Here is a 16943-nt window from a genome sequence, read left to right as displayed (position 1 = left end):
AAAAATTCAACCTCTCTAACCTTTCGTTCATCAATGAAACAATCATTTGTTCGTTCAAGCTACGCACTTGCAAGTCTGGTAGGTGTTATTGGCCTATTTTCTTACAAAAACCTTCCCGAACCACCCGTCAAGAAACCCACAGCGGCCGACGCTATCAAACTTCCTGCTGGATTTTCGGCAACCATTCTTGGCTCTGAATTGGGCTCAACTCGCCACATTACGGTTTCAAAAAATGGTGATGTTTATGCCAAACTTTCAAAATTAAAAGACGACAAAGGCATTTTGCTCATGCGAGATACCAACAAAGATGGCGTAATTGACGAAACCAAATACTTCGGGAATTATCCAGGCACTGGCATCACCATCAAAAATGGATATTTGTATGCTTCATCGAATACGGGTGTTTTAAGATATAAACTAAATGCAAATGAAGAAATTATCGACCCCGAAAATCCAGAAAAAATCGTTGATGGATTGGTCGATAAAGGCCGTGATAATGCCAAACCTTTCGTGCTTGATAACGCCAATAATATTTACGTAACCGTAGGTTCTTACAATGACCCTTGCCGTGAAAAAGGCTCAGGTAAAGGCATTATGCCTTGCTCGATTCTGGACTCAGCGGGCGGAATTTGGAAATTCAATGCCGAGAAAATGAACCAAACATTTTCGGATGGCATTCGCTATGCAACGGGTTTAAAAAATGCAGTCGGAACAGCGTGGAATTCGAAAACTAACTCGCTTTTTGCAACCGTACACGGTCGTGGACAGTTCCATGATTTTTATCCGCAATATTATACGCCACAGCAAAGTGCCGAGTTACCCGCCGAAACACTTTACGAACTTCACCAGGGAGATGATGCTGGCTGGCCGTATATTTATTATGACCAATTTCAGAAGAAAAAAATCGTTGCTCCCGAATATGGCGGAGACGGCAAAAAAACAGGTGGCGAAAAAGCCATTAATCCGATTGTGGCATTTCCAGCACACTTAGGGCCAAACGATTTGCTTTTTTATACTGGAAAAATGTTTCCTGCCAAATATCGCAACGGAGCTTTCATTGCATTCCATGGTCAATCTCCCGAATTAAAGAAAGGTTATTTGGTGGCTTTTGTGCCTTTCGTAAATAATAAACCTTCAGGAAAATGGGAAATATTTGCTGATAATTTCGCAGGAACAGACCTCGTAAAACCAACTGGCCCGATACAACATCGCCCGTGCGGGCTTGCACAAGGCCCTGATGGTGCCTTGTATGTAAGTGATGATTTAGGCGGAACAATCTACCGCATTGCCTATAAAAAATAGTTCTTTAAAAATATTTCAAACAAAAAGCAGGTTGTCGTTTACAATCACAACCTGCTTTTTGATTTTATTAACCACCGCATTTGAATCAGCTAATTTTTTGTGTTATTTTGCCAAAAACTTAGCACAATGATAAAACAATTTTCCGCACTATTACTCGCTGCATCACTACTGGCTTGTTCAAAACAGGCAACCGACGAAACAACAGTCACTCCCAAGGAAATTACTTATACCGTAACAACCTACGCAGGCAAAGAACAAACTGGAAAAACCGATGGAAAACTCACCGAAGCCTTATTTGACGACCCCGTAGGACTGGCCATCGATAGTAAAGATAATCTCTACATTGCCGAGGCTGGAAATTATGCCGTAAGAATTATCAGTCCGAGCGGTGTAGTTTCGACCATTAACTCAAAAGCATCACCATTCGATTCGGCCCCGCATCGAGTTCATATAGGAGCGGATGACGAAGTAGTTATCTCGACAATCTATCCGAGAAATGGTTGGCTTTGCAAGACCTATTCTGAGAAAAATGGTCTACAAGATTTTGTCATTGACCCAAAAGCCATTGATGTTATGCGTACCAGTACGGTATTTAAAAATACCAAAGGCGATTACTTTTTCTTTAACAGTAGTTCGCTCAGTAAACTATCGCCAAGCCTTGTTTTGGACAGAGATTGGATGAAAAACGTAGAAGCTGCTGCTACTCAACTTGATGGAAATATTGTTTCGGTCGATAAAAACGATAATTTTTATATGCTCTCTGGATTTTTCGAGAGTACATTTAATGGACCAATCAAAATAATTTCACCCGACAAAAGTATCAAGTTTCTAAAAGGAGAATCATCGGTTAGCAATCCAAAAGTCTTTAATTATGGTGATGGAACATTGCCCAAAGCCTATCTCGGAGATGTTTCTGGGCTTTGTGTTGATAAAACAGGTGTAATTTACTTTATTGAAAACAATATGGGTTTGGGACATAGAATCCGAAAAATTGATTTAGATAAAAAAGTAACGACTATTGCGGGCGGACTAACCGAAGGCTACAAAGATGGCGATGACAAAGATGCTTTGTTTACTTATCCTTCGGGCATTGCGGTTGACTCAAAAGGCAATATCTACGTTTCTGATTATAACCGAATCCGTAAGATTTCGATAAAATAAACTTGGTTTTTATGATACTCAATTTTCATATTGTTGATGTTTTTGCCGAAGAAAAATATCAAGGAAATCAATTAGCAGTTTTTGAAAATGCAGGCGGTTTGAGCAATGAAATGATGCTCAAGATTGCACGTGAAATCAATTTTCAAGAAACTACTTTTATCATTGCTGACGAAGAAAAAAATGGTGGATTTGATGTGAGAATTTTTACACCCGAATATGAAGTTCCATTTGCGGGGCATCCAACTTTGGGAACTGCTTTTATTTTGCTTAATTCCCCTCAAAACACTGATAAACAAAATATTATACTCAATCTAAAAATTGGACAAGTACCAGTAATCAAAGATAATGAAACCCTTTGGCTGGAAATAAACAACCCTATTTTCGGTAAGAATTTTAATTCAGAAATCGCAAATTTGTTTGGTTTAAAACCCGAAGATATTGACGAAACGTCTCCTATTGAAGTTGTTTCAACTGGGCTTCCTTATCTAATACTTCCGCTTAAAAATCTTGATGCTATTCAACGCATCAGATTCAACAATGAGCAAGTAAAAAACTGGTTGATCGAAAATCATTTATACAAAACCAATGCCCCCGATGAGCTTACAACGGCATTTTTTACTTTCACTCGTGAAACCGAAAAGGCTGAAAATCAGCTTCATACAAGAATGTTTTGCTACGAAAACGAAAAAATTGTAGAAGATGCCGCCACAGGCAGTGCCAACTCATGTCTGCTTGCCTATTTGCTCAAATACGAAGCAAACAAAATCAGTTACCGAGTAGAGCAAGGCTACGAAATGGGGCGTCCATCGCTTATCCAAATCAAGGGTGAATTAAACGAAAAACAAGATTTCAGTTTGAAAGTTGGTGGAAAAACAAAGTTGATTGCACAAGGCAAATGGTTTGTTTGAAAGAAAATTCTTTCCGACTTTTGTAGTAAATTACTAACCAAAGCTATGGCAAACGACCCAAGAGGAGGAAAAAATACATTTCGGACAAAAAATACTCCTAAACCAATAGAAAATACGGCTTCCAAGAAAGCGAAATCAAATTGGAAAAGTAAACTGAAATATTGGGCTATAAAAATAACGCTCTACTTTTTTGCTATTTCGATTGGACTGGTTGTGCTATACAAATTCGTACCTGTACCTGTTACCTCAACCATGATTGCTCGCAAAATGGAAGCCATAGCCGATGGCCGAGACAGCAAAATCTACTATGATTGGGTATCATACGCCAATATGTCGAAAGAAGCACCTTTGGCCGTGGTCGCTGCCGAAGACCAACTTTTCCCCGACCACAATGGTTTCGATTTTGAAGCCATGAGCAATGCTTTTAGCAAAAATCTCAAAGGTAAAAAATTGCGTGGTGCAAGTACGCTCTCACAGCAAGTCGCCAAAAACGTATTTCTCTGGCAATCAAGAAGTTATATCCGAAAAATATTTGAAGTTTACTTCACGGTTTTGATAGAATTGATTTGGGGAAAAAAACGAATCTTGGAAGTTTACCTCAACGTAGCCGAAATGGGAAGCATGACTTTTGGCGTTGAAGAAGCCTCGAAAAGATATTTTAATACAAATGCCAAGAATCTAACTCGTCAGCAAGCTGCACGAATTGCGGCAGTTTTGCCAAGCCCAATCAAGTGGTCAGCGGCCAAGCCTGGGCCTTATGTCAACCGACGTACTGCAGCTATTGCTCGTCAAATGCGTGCATTGGGTGGCGTGGCTTATATCAATGATTTGAGGAGTTTTTGAGAATCATTTCCCTATCTCAACAATCACATTAGCATGGCGAGCGAGCATTCGCCATGACTTATTTTCTTTAAACCAAATATCGGTATATCGGCGATTGATTATCTGCCCAATATTTTGTCCTGTGAGGGGTTTTATCACTTCATTACCCATCGCAATAGCAATATTTCCTCTAAAGATGATTTTTTCTACGATTCTATCAAAACGTTCGTATTTTATTTCATCCGACTTGATAAAATCTTCAACTTGTTGACGAGTAACTATCACATTTGCAGGGTTATTGACTGTGAAATCTTTATCCCAAATTTTGTTCAAAGTCACTAAATCTTGTTTTAAAACTGCTACACGCTCAGCATCTTCTAAGCGTCTGATTTCTGCTTCATCTTTGTTCTCTTGACCTTTTGCCAATAATGAGAAAAAAACATAACCTATAAATAATCCAATTTTTTTCATGTAGTAAAATGTTTAGTTTCTTGATATTGATGCAAATATCATAGATTGTTGTTTTCAATAAGTGGTAAAAAAACGACGAATTTCTAACGAGAAGATGTGTATACATCAGGAAGAAGCCCCAAGGTTCGTTCAGGAGAGTTTTGGTCAATTGCCAACATTACTTTGGGCGTTACACCCGCAAAATACTTGAAATCTTTCACTAAGTGTTGATAATCATTGTAGCCTGTCTGAATAGCTACTGATAACCAATCAAGCGTTGGATTCTGCTGTTTTAGTAAAAAAGCTTTATCAAACCGACTAATTCGAGATAATAACTTAGGACTAATACCAATCCGCTCAATGAACTGCCGCTCCAAATTACGTGGACTCCAACAAGCTTGGTCAGCGAGCCAATCTAACGAAAAACTTGTTGGATTATCAATCAAAATAGCCCCTATTTTATCTACTGCATTCGCCTCTTTTTTTCTATTTTTAATCTTTCGCCACAGATACTTTTCGGCAATATCCACAATGGTTTGGTACGATTCAGCATTAGCCATTTGTTCGTTAATACCTTTCATTTCGTTACCGATTACACTTTCTGTATCAAAATGCTGGTCTGTCATCAATGCCAGCGGCACACCAAAAATTTGATACATTGCACCAGGTTGAAAAACGATTTTAAACATCAAATAGTCATTCGGGATATGCAAGTTTAACCTTGAAATTTGCTGACCAGATATATAATTAGCCGTACGATTGACTACCTCAGCAGTTTGCTCATTGACACTTTTAATTGTATTTCGAGGGTCAAACGTGAGGCATTGTTCGGGCGAAGGTGTATAGGGTTTTATAAATGAAATATTTGGGTCATTTACTTTAAAATGTATCAGTAAATACCTTTTTACAAATGATTGAAGATGTGCCGACGGTGTAATATGCTTGAAAATCATACCCTAAAAAGGTTTTACTCATTAAAGGTATGAGCAAACCATCTACCCTCCAAAGATTTATCTGAAAATTAAGGGAACGGTCATGTGAAGCGTTCGCTCACCCCCACTCCATTCTCGGCAATGGACTAACATCTTGACTTGAAAAATCTCCTTTTAGGTATTTGAAATGTGCTGCCATTGCAATCATGCCTGCGTTATCGGTACAATACTGAAAATCGGGGATATATACATTCCAACCTTCCTTCTCGCCCATTTCGTGCAAAGTTTTTCTTAGTCCTGAATTGGCCGAAACTCCACCTGCAATCGCCACCTCTTTTATATTCAGTTCACGTGCCGCACGGCGTAGTTTTTGTAGCACCATTCGCACCAACGTATGCTGCACACTGGCACAAATATCATTTAAGTTTTCGGCCACAAAGTTCGGGTTCTCGGCAACTTTCTTCTTCAAAAAGTACAAAATAGAAGTTTTTATACCACTAAACGAAAAATTATATTGTGGCATTTCAGACAAAGGAAATTCATACGCCAACGGATTTCCCAGCTTAGCGTGTTTGTCTACCAGTGGGCCACCAGGGTAAGGAAGACCGAGCAATTTTGCGGTTTTATCGAAGGCTTCACCAACGGCATCGTCTTGTGTTTCGCCCAAAACTTCCATTGTAGCATGGTCTTTGATAAGTACAATCTGGGTGTGTCCGCCACTGACGGTCAAACACAAAAATGGAAAGGCTGGACGAGGTTCGTCAATGAAGTGAGCCAGCACGTGGGCTTGCATGTGATTGACCTCAATCAAGGGAATTTCGAGAGCTAAAGCCATTGCTTTTGCAAACGATGTTCCGACCAACAAAGAGCCTAAAAGTCCCGGCCCACGAGTAAAAGCTATGGCATTTAGGTCTTTTTTTGTTATATTCGCAACTTGTATGGCCTTGTCAACCACTCTAACGATGTGTTGTTGGTGAGCTCGGGAGGCAAGCTCAGGTACAACGCCTCCATAAAGTTCATGAATTAGCTGCCCAGCTACAATGTTGGAGCAGATTTTACCGTTAGAAATAACAGCGGCCGACGTATCGTCGCACGAAGATTCGATTGCTAAAATATTCATAGTCCACGGCGGAATGCCGCCCAGTCAACAGACAACAGTCCACAGACCTAATTTTTTGAAATAAAACACAAAATTAACACTATTTGTAACACAACTCTCCGAATTGTGCTTAAATAAATTGAAACGAAGCAAGATAGAAACTTGCTCTACCAAATGGGTAAAGTTATAAAAATAATCACTCTCACGCTTATTTCTCTCATCGTTGTTGCGATGATGAGTGGCTTGTTAGTGTTTACGCCCGTACCCAAAACTTTACTTATTCTGATTGCTCTTTTATTGGGTAGCTTGGTTTGGGGTTATTACTCAAAACGAGCCATTACAACGATTCTGCTGCAATTATTATTGGGTTTTGGACTGGTATTTTACGCCATGCAATTGCCACAATTTCAGACTACTACTTTACAAAAAGCCACCGAATTATTATCCCAAAAATTAGGCTCGAAAGTAACCATCGAAAAGGCTCGAATGACTTGGTTCGATGAAATTACGCTCGAAAACATCACGATTTACGACCACAAAAACCGTGAAATGATTTTCGTGAAAGAACTCTACGTCAACTGCAAAACAAATTTTGATTTCAGTTGGGAAAAGATTCTGACCTTTGATAATAACCTTGATTACGTAATGATTCGTAATCCAAGAGTAAAACTTATTTACGAACCCGATGGCGATTTGAATATTGATAAATGGCTTGCCAGAATTGAAGAGTTGACCGCTCCGAGTGATACTACACACCGATTAAAAGGAGAACACAATACGCCATTTACGATTGATGAAGCCTACATTCAAGATGGCACTTTCACGTTGGCCGACCCCGAAGAAGCACGTTTCCCAAAAGAAGAGTTTGACTATAATAACTTCACGGTCAATAACTTACACGGAAACATCAAGAACTTCTTCATCATGGGTGATACGATTACGTTCGGTCTAAAGAATATGCAAGGAGTAGAACGCCGTAGTGACCTCACAATCAAGCAGTTAAACACCAATTTCTTCTATTCTCGTAGATCAATGCGGTTGAATGATTTGTATGCAAAAATCAATAATTCAACCCTCCGAAATTCGGTTGTTTTCAATTATGACAGTCCACGAGACTTTGGTGATTTCAACGAAAAAGTGGTCATGATTGGCAATTTGAAAGATTGCGAAATCGACGCTCAAGACCTTGGAAGATTCGCAACAGATATGTATGCTTATCGAGAAACTTACCTACTCAATGGCGATTTCAAAGGAACGGTGCATGATTTTAAAGTGAAAGGTTTTAACCTAAAATTTGGTAAAAATAGCTTCCTCGATGGCGACATTGCCTTCAAGCATCTACCCGATTTGTATAAAGCCGACATGGATTTGAACTGGAAGCTCAGCCAAATTGACGCCGAAGACGCTCGTCAGTACGTGGGCGATTCACTTTATCATTCGCAAGTGCATAAGTTTGGGGTAGTTAATTTTGCGGGAAATTTTAAAGGCGTTTATAACGATTTTGAAACCGATGCCTACGTAAAATCAGCGATGGGAAATGTGGGTGGAAAAATCAAAATGAAATTGCCAAACAATGGTGCATTACCAACTTACGATGGCTCGCTTAGTGTTGAAAACTTTGATTTGGGGCAGTTTGTTGAAGAATCTGAATACTTACAAAAACTCTCATTTGCTGGAAAAATCAAAGGTAAAGGTTTTACTATCAAAGATGCCGCCCTTGATTTCGATGGGAAAGTTGACCGCATTTGGTTCAATGGCTACGACTTCAAAAATATTTATGTCGATGGCAAAATGAGCCAATCGCTTTTTGATGGAAAAGTGAGCGTAAAAGACACAAATTTGGCCTTTAATGTGAGCGGAAAAGTAGATTTTGCAAAGGCATTGAATAAATTTGATATTCACGGAATTGTGCAAAATGCCAATCTGCGACCACTCGGTTATTCGAAAAACGATGTAAAACTTCGCTCCGAAATCAACCTTAATTTTCAAGGAAACGAATTGGATAATTGGCTCGGCGAAGCAAAATTATTGAATACCGTTTTGCAATATGACAAACGCCAATTGGGTATTGACTCGCTTTTTGTCACTTCAGAGTTATCGGATAATTCCAGAAAAATAAGCCTGCTATCTGAGTTTTTCAATGTTGATATTTCGGGAAAATTTACCCCGAGCAAGGTCATTGCCGATGTTACTCGTTTATCGAAAGAATATACCCAATATTTCTACGATAAAGAGCAAACTCGCCTTGATTATTACGCCCAGTTGCCGTATGCCGATGTGGCCAATAAATATCAGTTAGATTATAAAGTAACGTTCAAGAAATCTGACCCATTTTTTGCTTATTTCTACCCCGATATTTATGTTTCTTATGGTACAGAATTAAGCGGCAATCTAAATATCAGAAATACGGCTGAGTTATCTTTGGCAGGAAAAATTGACACGCTTCGCTACGGAACTTTGGCTTTTTATGGCAACGACCTTGATTTTAATACTTCCAAAGAAGCCACTTCTCCAAAGATTTTGACCTCGTTGATTTTCAATTCGGCTACTCAAAAGTTGGGCGATATGACCCCGACCGAAAAAATTGAAGTTGCTGGAATGTGGGGACAGGGAAATGTCATTGAATTTGACGGGCGAATCAAACAACAAAACAGCTCAAACAAAGCTCAGATTTTCGGAAAATTGGCATTTTTATCAGAAGGATTCGATATTACTTTCAATCCCAAAAACACCAAGCTCGACCTACTGGGTAGCCAATGGATGTTGGGTAAAAACAACTTAATCAATATCCAAAACGATGATATTTGTTTCCAAGATGTGGCGTTATCGAACCAAAACCAAAGCATTTCATTGAATGGTTCGTTTTCGCCCGACTCTACGGTCGAATCGTTTATTGATATTCGTGATTTTGATTTACAAACCCTTAAACCCCTTTCTGACCTCGACCTCAAAGGAATCGTAAACGGTAAACTCACGATGCGAGATATTTACGATGACGCCATCGTGACGAGTAGTTTTGGCATTGACGAATTGATTTACAAGAATATTTTGATAGGTACAATTTCAAGCGAAGCCCTTTGGGATAACCTAAAACAACGCCTCAATATCAACGGAAATATTATCAGAATCAATAACGAAATCTTTAGAGTTTCGGGAACTTACGACCCAAAAGACGACCGCAACCCACTCAATCTGAAAGCAACTTTGAAGAAAACCAATTTGGAAATTTTTGAGTCGTTTGTCGATGATATTTTCTCGAATATTGGTGGTTATGCGAGCGGTACGCTTACCGTAAGAGGTAATGCCAACGACCCAATTATTAGAGGTGGAGTTGATTTTGAGAAAGGGGTTTTACGCATCAATGCACTAAACTCTTATTTGTATTTTGACGACCAATTGAATTTCAATGAAGAAGGATTTGTAGCAGCCAAAGGCTTCAAGGTGAGAGATGCCGCTCAAAATGGCAATATTGCAGAGTTGGAAGGTGGTATTTTTAACGGTGGTGGTGGAAACTTCATGTTGGGTATTCATGCCTATATGAGAGGTCGTGATGGCTTCAAAATCATGAACACAGGCATCAGAGACAACGAAGATTTCTACGGAACGGGCATCACAACGGGTGATTTGCACATTACGGGTGATTTAAATAATGTGAATATTTCGGCCAATCTAACGAGCAAAAAAGGCACAAGAATTACGATTCCACTTGATGGAGAAACAACCGTGAATACCGAAGAGCAAGGTATTACATTTGTGAGTAAAAACACGCAAAAAAACGCAGATAATATTGTTAAGAAAGATACTGTTGTGCGTAGTGAAGGAGGGCTGAAAATGGCTTTCAACTTCACAATTACACCCGATGCCGAATGTATAGTAATCTTTGACCGTACAAACCAAGACCAACTCAATGCCATTGGGAATGGCAATATTAGCATCGAATATGATACTCGTGGGGGCTTCACGATGTCGGGACCTTACACGATTAAAAGTGGGAAATATGATTTCAGCTTACAGAATATCTCAAAACTAAGAAAGTTTGATATTTCGGAAGGTAGCAGAATTTTGTGGTCGGGCGACCCTTACGATGCCGATATTAACATTGGTGCGAGTTACACAGCTAATGTATCATTGAATGGTATTGCTACCAGCACAACGGCTAATTCTTCTGAATTGAATACACTTTATCCAGTTGTGGCATCAATCATGCTAACCGACAAACTGATGAAGCCTACAACCAAATTTGATATTAAATTTAATCAACGTCGAATTCCGCTGAACCTCCAACCGCAAGTGATTGCTTTTGAGCAACGTCTTCACGACGACGAACAATTACGCAATAATAACTTTGTGGGTATTACGGCATTGAATAGGCTCTTCAATGATAATAGTTTCAAAGATGCCCTTGATACGCAACTATTACTTGATAATGTCAGTGGAATTTTGACGAATCAACTCGGAAATATTGCTTCAAAAATTGACCCTAATTTGGAAGTTGCGGTGCAGTTTGGCAAAGGAAACTTAAATAATCTCCGCCAAAGTTTGATTAATAATACACAGCTCAATTTCTCGTACAAATTCGGGAATAATATTAAGGTAAGTCTCAATAATACGATTCTGCAAAACGAAGGTCAAACCACCAATAACTATTTCTACGGTGGCGAAGTTGAGTGGCTTTTAAGCCAAGATGGTTCGTGGAGATTGAAAGCTTATAGCCGCAGTGTACCGAACTATTACTACAATTTCAATAGTAACGTCTCGGTCAATGGTGTGAGTTTGCAGCATACTCGCAGTTTCAATACTATCTTCAAAAAGAAAGAAATTAAAGATTTACCGATGGGTATTTCGAGCAAAAAGCCAGAAAGTAAACTTGTTACCCAAAGCAAACCTTAATCTACTCAAGCGGTTTATAATAAACTATCGAAAGACGTGGCTGCATCTTGTACATTGTGGTTTCTACTCCCTCATAGATATTTTCGTTAGTCGAAACCAAGTAGTGACCTTCAACAATATCAACCAACGTCAGCAAAGGCGAATAAAAAGTAATGCCTATTTCGTGAGCATTTTTATCTTTTATACTCGAATCAATAATATCAAGTCGGTAATTTTGGAAGGGCATATAATTATTACCCAATACATCGGGCATCGGGTAAGTTAGTCCTTTCCACTGCAAAAGATACGGATGTGCCGCCATGCTTACCAAAAAATGTAGCTGTTCGGCTTTTTCATTTCTACTCAATAATTGTTTGAAAGTCATCCACGGATTTTCTGCATCATTGTACAGTTGCGATTGCATCAAAAACTCTTGATAAGTGCTATCCCAAACGTATTTTTCCCAACGAGATTGCGAGTCTTTATTGATTACTATTCTGAAAGCGAGCCTTATTTGTGCTTTTGCCATTGTTTGTTTATCAGTTATTAAGAAACTGGTTTCTACTTTAAGGTGTAATTATAAAAGAAATGATGAAGAAATAATTTCCCCATCATTCTCAACTCTTTATTACTAATCAAATCAAGCTTTTACGTAAATCGTGTGCGTAAGTACATAACCTGCCGAAACACTACCTGTTACAGAAGACATCTCGTTGGATGTTCCATCACTAAATACATTATCTCGGGCATTGGTAGTATCAGCTTGGCCGTGACTTGCATACACGCCTTGTGCATAAACTACTTTACTTACATCTTCAGGGAATGCAATTTGAGTAACAAGCAAAGATTTACCCGCACTATTGTACACGTGTACGTGAATATGCGGAGCTCTACCCGAATACCAACCCGGATAAATACTCGTCCAAGCGGCCATACCATTGGTGTCGGTTGTTTGGCGACCACGCAAGAAATGCACGGCAGTCATATCTACACTTTGCATACCAGTTCCACCATACTCTGAATAAAGTCCTGCCGCATCGCAATGCCAAATATCCACAATGGCATCTTTAATCACAGCACAACTGGCATTGACATTTCGGATATATACTTTAATGGTCAAAGGTGTACCTTTTCTATCCGAAACAATATTATTTGTAACAAGTGTTGCTGGTGATTTTGTCGGAAAAGGCCCTTCAGTTTCTGAGTTTGTCACTGAGCAACTCGAAGGTGTTGTAGTCGGGTCAGAAGTAATTGTTGTTGAAGAACTACTTGTTGTGGTATCAGCTACAACCTCATCTTTTGTGCAAGAACTCAATGCTGGAATAACCGCAAATAAGCTCAATGAGCCTAAGCCTCTTTTGATAAAATCTTCTCTTTTCATTTTGTTAGAATTTTATTAGGTAATGTTTTGAGCGAACACGCCAAATCTTTGTATTAGAAAACTGCCTTTGTATCTTAAAGACGCTGGCGGGCGAACTAAAGTTGTTTGAAAGTCGTAGTTTGAGGTAAAGAGGGGAATTTCTGCGGTAAACTAAGCGGGTATCTCAAAAATCAAAAGCATGGCATCGTTTGAAAGTGCTTCAAACTCAATCTCATCAGCATTCCAAATGGCTAAACCATCACGGGCTTCCATGAGTTTATTATCGACTTCAAACGCTCCTTCAATCACAAAGACATAAAGGCAATTACCAGTATTTTTCACTTGAAAAACACCTTCTTCTCGGCCATTGTATTTCCCAAAATAGCCAAAAGCATCATTATGAACTGATGAAAAAATCGGTAGGAGTTCATTGCGTTTTTCGATGTCAATATCAACCGAAATCGTTGATGGTCTGACGGAATTTTCTTTCTCAATCCAAATTTCAAGGTAATTTATTAGTTCGTTTTCGTAAGGATTTAGTACTTCATATTCCATGCCTGCATCGGCCGAAAAAACTTGTACTTTCCCTGCCTCCAAAAAATCATGATAGCCCGCACTATTCTTAAATTCGATGCCACCAACCAAGGGTAAAATCAAGACTTCGGTTGGTTTTTCTACTTGCATTTTCATGCCACAACCAGCCGCCAAGGTACTATCATTGAAAACTCTTAGTTTTCCGATATGCTCTTTATTTGGGTCTTGGAAATTACCAAAATTGAACGAATGAAAACTCCGAAACCAAGACAACTCGGTTTTGCCTCTTTGGGCTGAAAGAAATATTTTTGCTTCGTTTTGTGTCATAGCATAGTAAGACAAGTTTTCAACTTGTCAAATCTGTAAGGATGTAAAAAATATGAAGAATTCTATTCGCAAAGCAAATTCGTATCTTTTGACAGGTTAGAAATCTGTCCTACATTATTTTCCAAAATTTTCAAAGAAAGTCTTTTCGTAACTAACACCAATCGGAATTTCTTCTTCGCCAATTGTAATGATTTTGTTTCGTACATTTTCTATTCGACTAAAAGGCACTATGAAAGACCGATGCACTCGCATGAAATCTTTTGCAGGAAGTTTTTCAAGCATATTTTTCATGGTCATTCGAGCTACAATTGGTTTTGTTCCAACAATATGAATTTTTAAATAATCATCTAACCCTTCAATAAATAGAATATCAGTCAGCGGAATTTTATGCAAACGATAATCTGCTCTTATGTATAAATAAGACGGTGTTTCGGCATCGTTTGGTTGCTGAATCTTGAAATGCTCGTGGGCTTTGTTGGCACCTTGCAGGAAACGCTCGAATGTAAATGGTTTTAGCAGATAATCAATCGCATTCAGATTAAAACCTTCAACAGCATATTCGCTATACGCAGTCGTGAAAATAACCATCGTACTTTGTGTAACACTGCGAAACAACTCAATGCCCGTCATGGATGGCATATTAATGTCCAGAAAAAGTAAATCAACTGGATATTCCTCCAAATATCTGAGGGCTTCTTTGGGCTTATGAAAGGTCTTTTCTAAGTTGATAAAATCAACTTTCGCACAGAAACTTTCTATCACTTTCAAAGCAAGAAGTTCGTCGTCGATGGCAATGGCTTTTATCATTGATTATACATTTCTCGTGGCACGCTGTGCGTGGCACGGATAAAAAAATGAATTCATTAAAATAGAAGATACAAACTTTATCCGTGCCACGCACAGCGTGCCACGAACGCTTACAAAACAATAGAAAGTTCTACCAAATAATCTTTTTCTGTATCGAAAATTGATAATTTATGTCTTTTCGGATAGAGTAATTCGAGGCGATTACGTGTGTTTTCTACGCCTAAACCACTTTTGTTTTCTTCCGAAATATGTACCGCTACTTTCTTATTAAACACATTCAAAAACAACTCTTCGTCAATAATATTTATCTTTATTTTTATGACCGAATCTTCTTCGGCATTGATGCCATGCTTGAAAGCATTTTCTATAAATGAAATCAAAATCAATGGAGCAATTTGTTTGCCATTGGTCGTACCATTTATCGAAAAATCGAGCGAAATTGATTCTCCAAAGCGAATTTTCTGTAAATCTATGTAGTTTTTTATATAAATAATTTCTTTTTCGAGCGAGACAGAATCAGTCGTGGCTTCGCTCAAAACGTACCGCATCATGCCCGAAAGTTTCACAACTGCCGTAGGCGTTTCGTCGGATTTCATGATGGCCAACGAATAAATACTATTGAGCGTATTGAACAAAAAATGTGGATTGATTTGTGCCTTTAGATAAGATAATTCGGCGTTCATTTTTTCACGTTCGGTTTCTCGCCAACGGCTGCTTACTCGCAAAATCAATGAGAAAAAAATTACCACCAAAAACGGAAATATTTTTTGGTTGACATCAATAAATACATCTCCTTCGGGTTGATTATGAGGGGGCTTTCCGTAAGGTGGTGGAGAAGGTCTTTCGCCAGACTTAAACATTGGTGGCGGAGGTGGCATTGATTTACCAACCATCTGATGCGGCGAACGATTCAAAAATTCATTTTGCCCAATGATAAAACTCCCCGACCGCCTAAATGCCAAATAGACTAAAACGATGGCGAAAAAGTAAAGAACGTATCTTTTTGAAAAATATAATCTTGGAACGAGAATATAGTAATTGAAGTAAAAAATGAGAATCAGCAAGCCATAACCCAAAAACTCTCGCCCTGCCAAAGGGTTGAAAAGCTCATTGGATTTCCCTTGAAAAAATGGAATAAACGCCAATGATAAAAAGCCAATGATGGCTATTACGTGAATCAATATTTGGCGAGTTTGGTCTTTCATCTGTCTTTAATTTGGATGTAAATTAAAAGATTTCAGACGAGAATTTGGCAAATATTGAGGAGAAGACTGCTTTTTTGTCGGAGAATATTTATTCTCTGAATAGTTTTTTATCGGCATAAAATGTACCAAAAGGCACAAATGAGGCCAAAAATGCCAAAACAGCTTTTTTCAACGACCATTTGTATTGAATAACCACCATAGTTAAAAGCACAACATAGGCTATGAAAAGCACACCGTGAGCCATACCCACAAAATAGTTTGGTTTCGGAAAACCCAACATATATTTGAGTGGCATCGTGATTCCGAAAAGTATAAACGAACAACCTTCTAAAAAGGCTACGACTCTGAATTTATCTAAGGTGGTTTTAAACATAAATCTTTGGTTTTTGACAAAGATACGAGATTTGCGAATTGAGCGTTGGGATTTTCTCGGAAGGTGAACATTTTATCGTTTTTTTTGTTAGCTAAACTGTGGGGTAGAGGAAAATCTGTGCTTTAAGTACCTCATCCCCAGCCCTTCTCCTTGAGGAGAAGGGAGTAAAGCCCTCTCCTACGAGGAGAGGGTTGGGTGAGGTCATTCACTAACAAAAACAACCAATAAAAATTAATTAAACCATAGAAAATAGTAGCATGATTGGCATTATAATAGGTACTAACCGTCAACATTCACTTTCAAAAAAAGTAGGAATCAATTACCAAAATCTTTTAAAATCGCTCGGTCAAGAAAGTCAGATTATTGATTTGGCAGAACTCCCAGCCGATTTTGCTTTTTCGGCTCTGTACCACAATTCAGGTAAAAACGAGGCTTTTAATGAGTTTCAAAAAATAGTTGATGAAACCAAAAAATTTGTATTTATTGTACCCGAATACAACGGTTCGTTTCCTGGGGTTTTGAAAACTTTCTTTGATGGTTTACGATACCCCGATAGTTTCAATAACAAAAAAGCAGCTTTGGTCGGAATCTCGGCAGGAATGTTGGGAAATGCCGTTGGACTCGGACATTTGAATGATATTTTGAGCTATATGGGAACTGACGTAATGGGTTTACGCATGAAATTTGGCAACATGAAAGCTCATTTTAACGGCGAAGAATTTACGTTTGAGGTCTATCGGAATTTTCTCGAAAAACAAGCTAAGGCTTTGATAGCGTTTTGAAATAGTGAGCAA

General features: G+C 38.6%; 15 protein-coding genes. 6 read left to right on the top strand and 9 right to left on the bottom strand.

Annotation, left to right across the window (positions count from 1 at the left end; all coding sequences use genetic code 11):
• Window positions 1–33: 33 nt before the first annotated feature.
• From IEX65_RS09660 to mtgA, 4 genes are all read left to right on the top strand, one after another.
• Window positions 34–1302 carry a PQQ-dependent sugar dehydrogenase gene (locus IEX65_RS09660; protein WP_188765839.1) on the top strand — a complete coding sequence of 423 codons (1269 nt, stop codon included), beginning with the start codon at window positions 34–36 and terminating at the stop codon, window positions 1300–1302.
• 126 nt (window positions 1303–1428) lie between these two features.
• On the top strand, window positions 1429–2463 hold the full coding sequence (locus IEX65_RS09655; protein WP_188765838.1) for an SBBP repeat-containing protein: 1035 nt from the start codon (window positions 1429–1431) through the stop codon (window positions 2461–2463).
• An 11-nt stretch (window positions 2464–2474) separates the two neighbouring features.
• On the top strand, window positions 2475–3371 hold the full coding sequence (locus IEX65_RS09650; RefSeq protein ID WP_188765837.1) for a PhzF family protein: 897 nt from the start codon (window positions 2475–2477) through the stop codon (window positions 3369–3371).
• Between the two features lie 45 nt (window positions 3372–3416).
• Entirely contained in the window at window positions 3417–4214 is a 798-nt protein-coding gene (gene mtgA, locus IEX65_RS09645) for a monofunctional biosynthetic peptidoglycan transglycosylase (RefSeq protein ID WP_188765836.1), read from the top strand.
• Window positions 4215–4217: 3 nt separating this feature from the next.
• Here mtgA and IEX65_RS09640 read toward each other — a convergent pair whose 3' ends face one another.
• The 3 genes from IEX65_RS09640 to tsaD form a co-directional block, all read right to left on the bottom strand.
• Window positions 4218–4664 carry a nuclear transport factor 2 family protein gene (locus IEX65_RS09640; protein WP_188765835.1) on the bottom strand — a complete coding sequence of 149 codons (447 nt, stop codon included), beginning with the start codon at window positions 4662–4664 and terminating at the stop codon, window positions 4218–4220.
• Window positions 4665–4747: 83 nt separating this feature from the next.
• Window positions 4748–5596 carry a helix-turn-helix domain-containing protein gene (locus IEX65_RS09635; protein WP_188765834.1) on the bottom strand — a complete coding sequence of 283 codons (849 nt, stop codon included), beginning with the start codon at window positions 5594–5596 and terminating at the stop codon, window positions 4748–4750.
• A 97-nt stretch (window positions 5597–5693) separates the two neighbouring features.
• Window positions 5694–6695, bottom strand: a complete 1002-nt coding sequence (gene tsaD / locus IEX65_RS09630; protein ID WP_188765833.1) for a tRNA (adenosine(37)-N6)-threonylcarbamoyltransferase complex transferase subunit TsaD — start codon at window positions 6693–6695, stop codon at window positions 5694–5696.
• 153 nt (window positions 6696–6848) lie between these two features.
• Between tsaD and IEX65_RS09625 the strand changes: the two genes are divergently transcribed.
• Complete coding sequence (locus IEX65_RS09625; protein ID WP_188765832.1) at window positions 6849–11564, top strand: translocation/assembly module TamB domain-containing protein; 4716 nt, start codon at window positions 6849–6851, stop codon at window positions 11562–11564.
• A gap of 1 nt (window position 11565) precedes the next feature.
• Here the strand turns inward: IEX65_RS09625 and IEX65_RS09620 are convergent, their stop codons facing one another.
• The 6 genes from IEX65_RS09620 to IEX65_RS09595 form a co-directional block, all read right to left on the bottom strand.
• Window positions 11566–12072, bottom strand: coding sequence for a hypothetical protein (locus tag IEX65_RS09620; RefSeq protein ID WP_188765831.1), 507 nt, complete (start codon window positions 12070–12072; stop codon window positions 11566–11568).
• A 111-nt stretch (window positions 12073–12183) separates the two neighbouring features.
• Window positions 12184–12924, bottom strand: coding sequence for a dioxygenase family protein (locus tag IEX65_RS09615; RefSeq protein WP_188765830.1), 741 nt, complete (start codon window positions 12922–12924; stop codon window positions 12184–12186).
• Window positions 12925–13074: 150 nt separating this feature from the next.
• Window positions 13075–13764, bottom strand: coding sequence for a pirin family protein (locus IEX65_RS09610; RefSeq protein WP_188765829.1), 690 nt, complete (start codon window positions 13762–13764; stop codon window positions 13075–13077).
• 114 nt (window positions 13765–13878) lie between these two features.
• Window positions 13879–14571 carry a LytR/AlgR family response regulator transcription factor gene (locus IEX65_RS09605; protein WP_188765828.1) on the bottom strand — a complete coding sequence of 231 codons (693 nt, stop codon included), beginning with the start codon at window positions 14569–14571 and terminating at the stop codon, window positions 13879–13881.
• A 110-nt stretch (window positions 14572–14681) separates the two neighbouring features.
• Entirely contained in the window at window positions 14682–15776 is a 1095-nt protein-coding gene (locus IEX65_RS09600; RefSeq protein ID WP_188765827.1) for a sensor histidine kinase, read from the bottom strand.
• A gap of 88 nt (window positions 15777–15864) precedes the next feature.
• On the bottom strand, window positions 15865–16149 hold the full coding sequence (locus IEX65_RS09595; protein WP_188765826.1) for a DUF3817 domain-containing protein: 285 nt from the start codon (window positions 16147–16149) through the stop codon (window positions 15865–15867).
• Between the two features lie 257 nt (window positions 16150–16406).
• Here IEX65_RS09595 and IEX65_RS09590 point away from each other — a divergent pair, with 257 nt between their 5' ends.
• Entirely contained in the window at window positions 16407–16931 is a 525-nt protein-coding gene (locus tag IEX65_RS09590) for an NADPH-dependent FMN reductase (protein WP_188765825.1), read from the top strand.
• Window positions 16932–16943 lie beyond the last annotated feature (12 nt).

Origin of the sequence: Emticicia aquatilis (genome assembly GCF_014644295.1) — a bacterium.
Classification (GTDB): domain Bacteria; phylum Bacteroidota; class Bacteroidia; order Cytophagales; family Spirosomataceae; genus Emticicia; species Emticicia aquatilis.
This window is presented reverse-complemented; position numbering and strand designations above follow the sequence as displayed.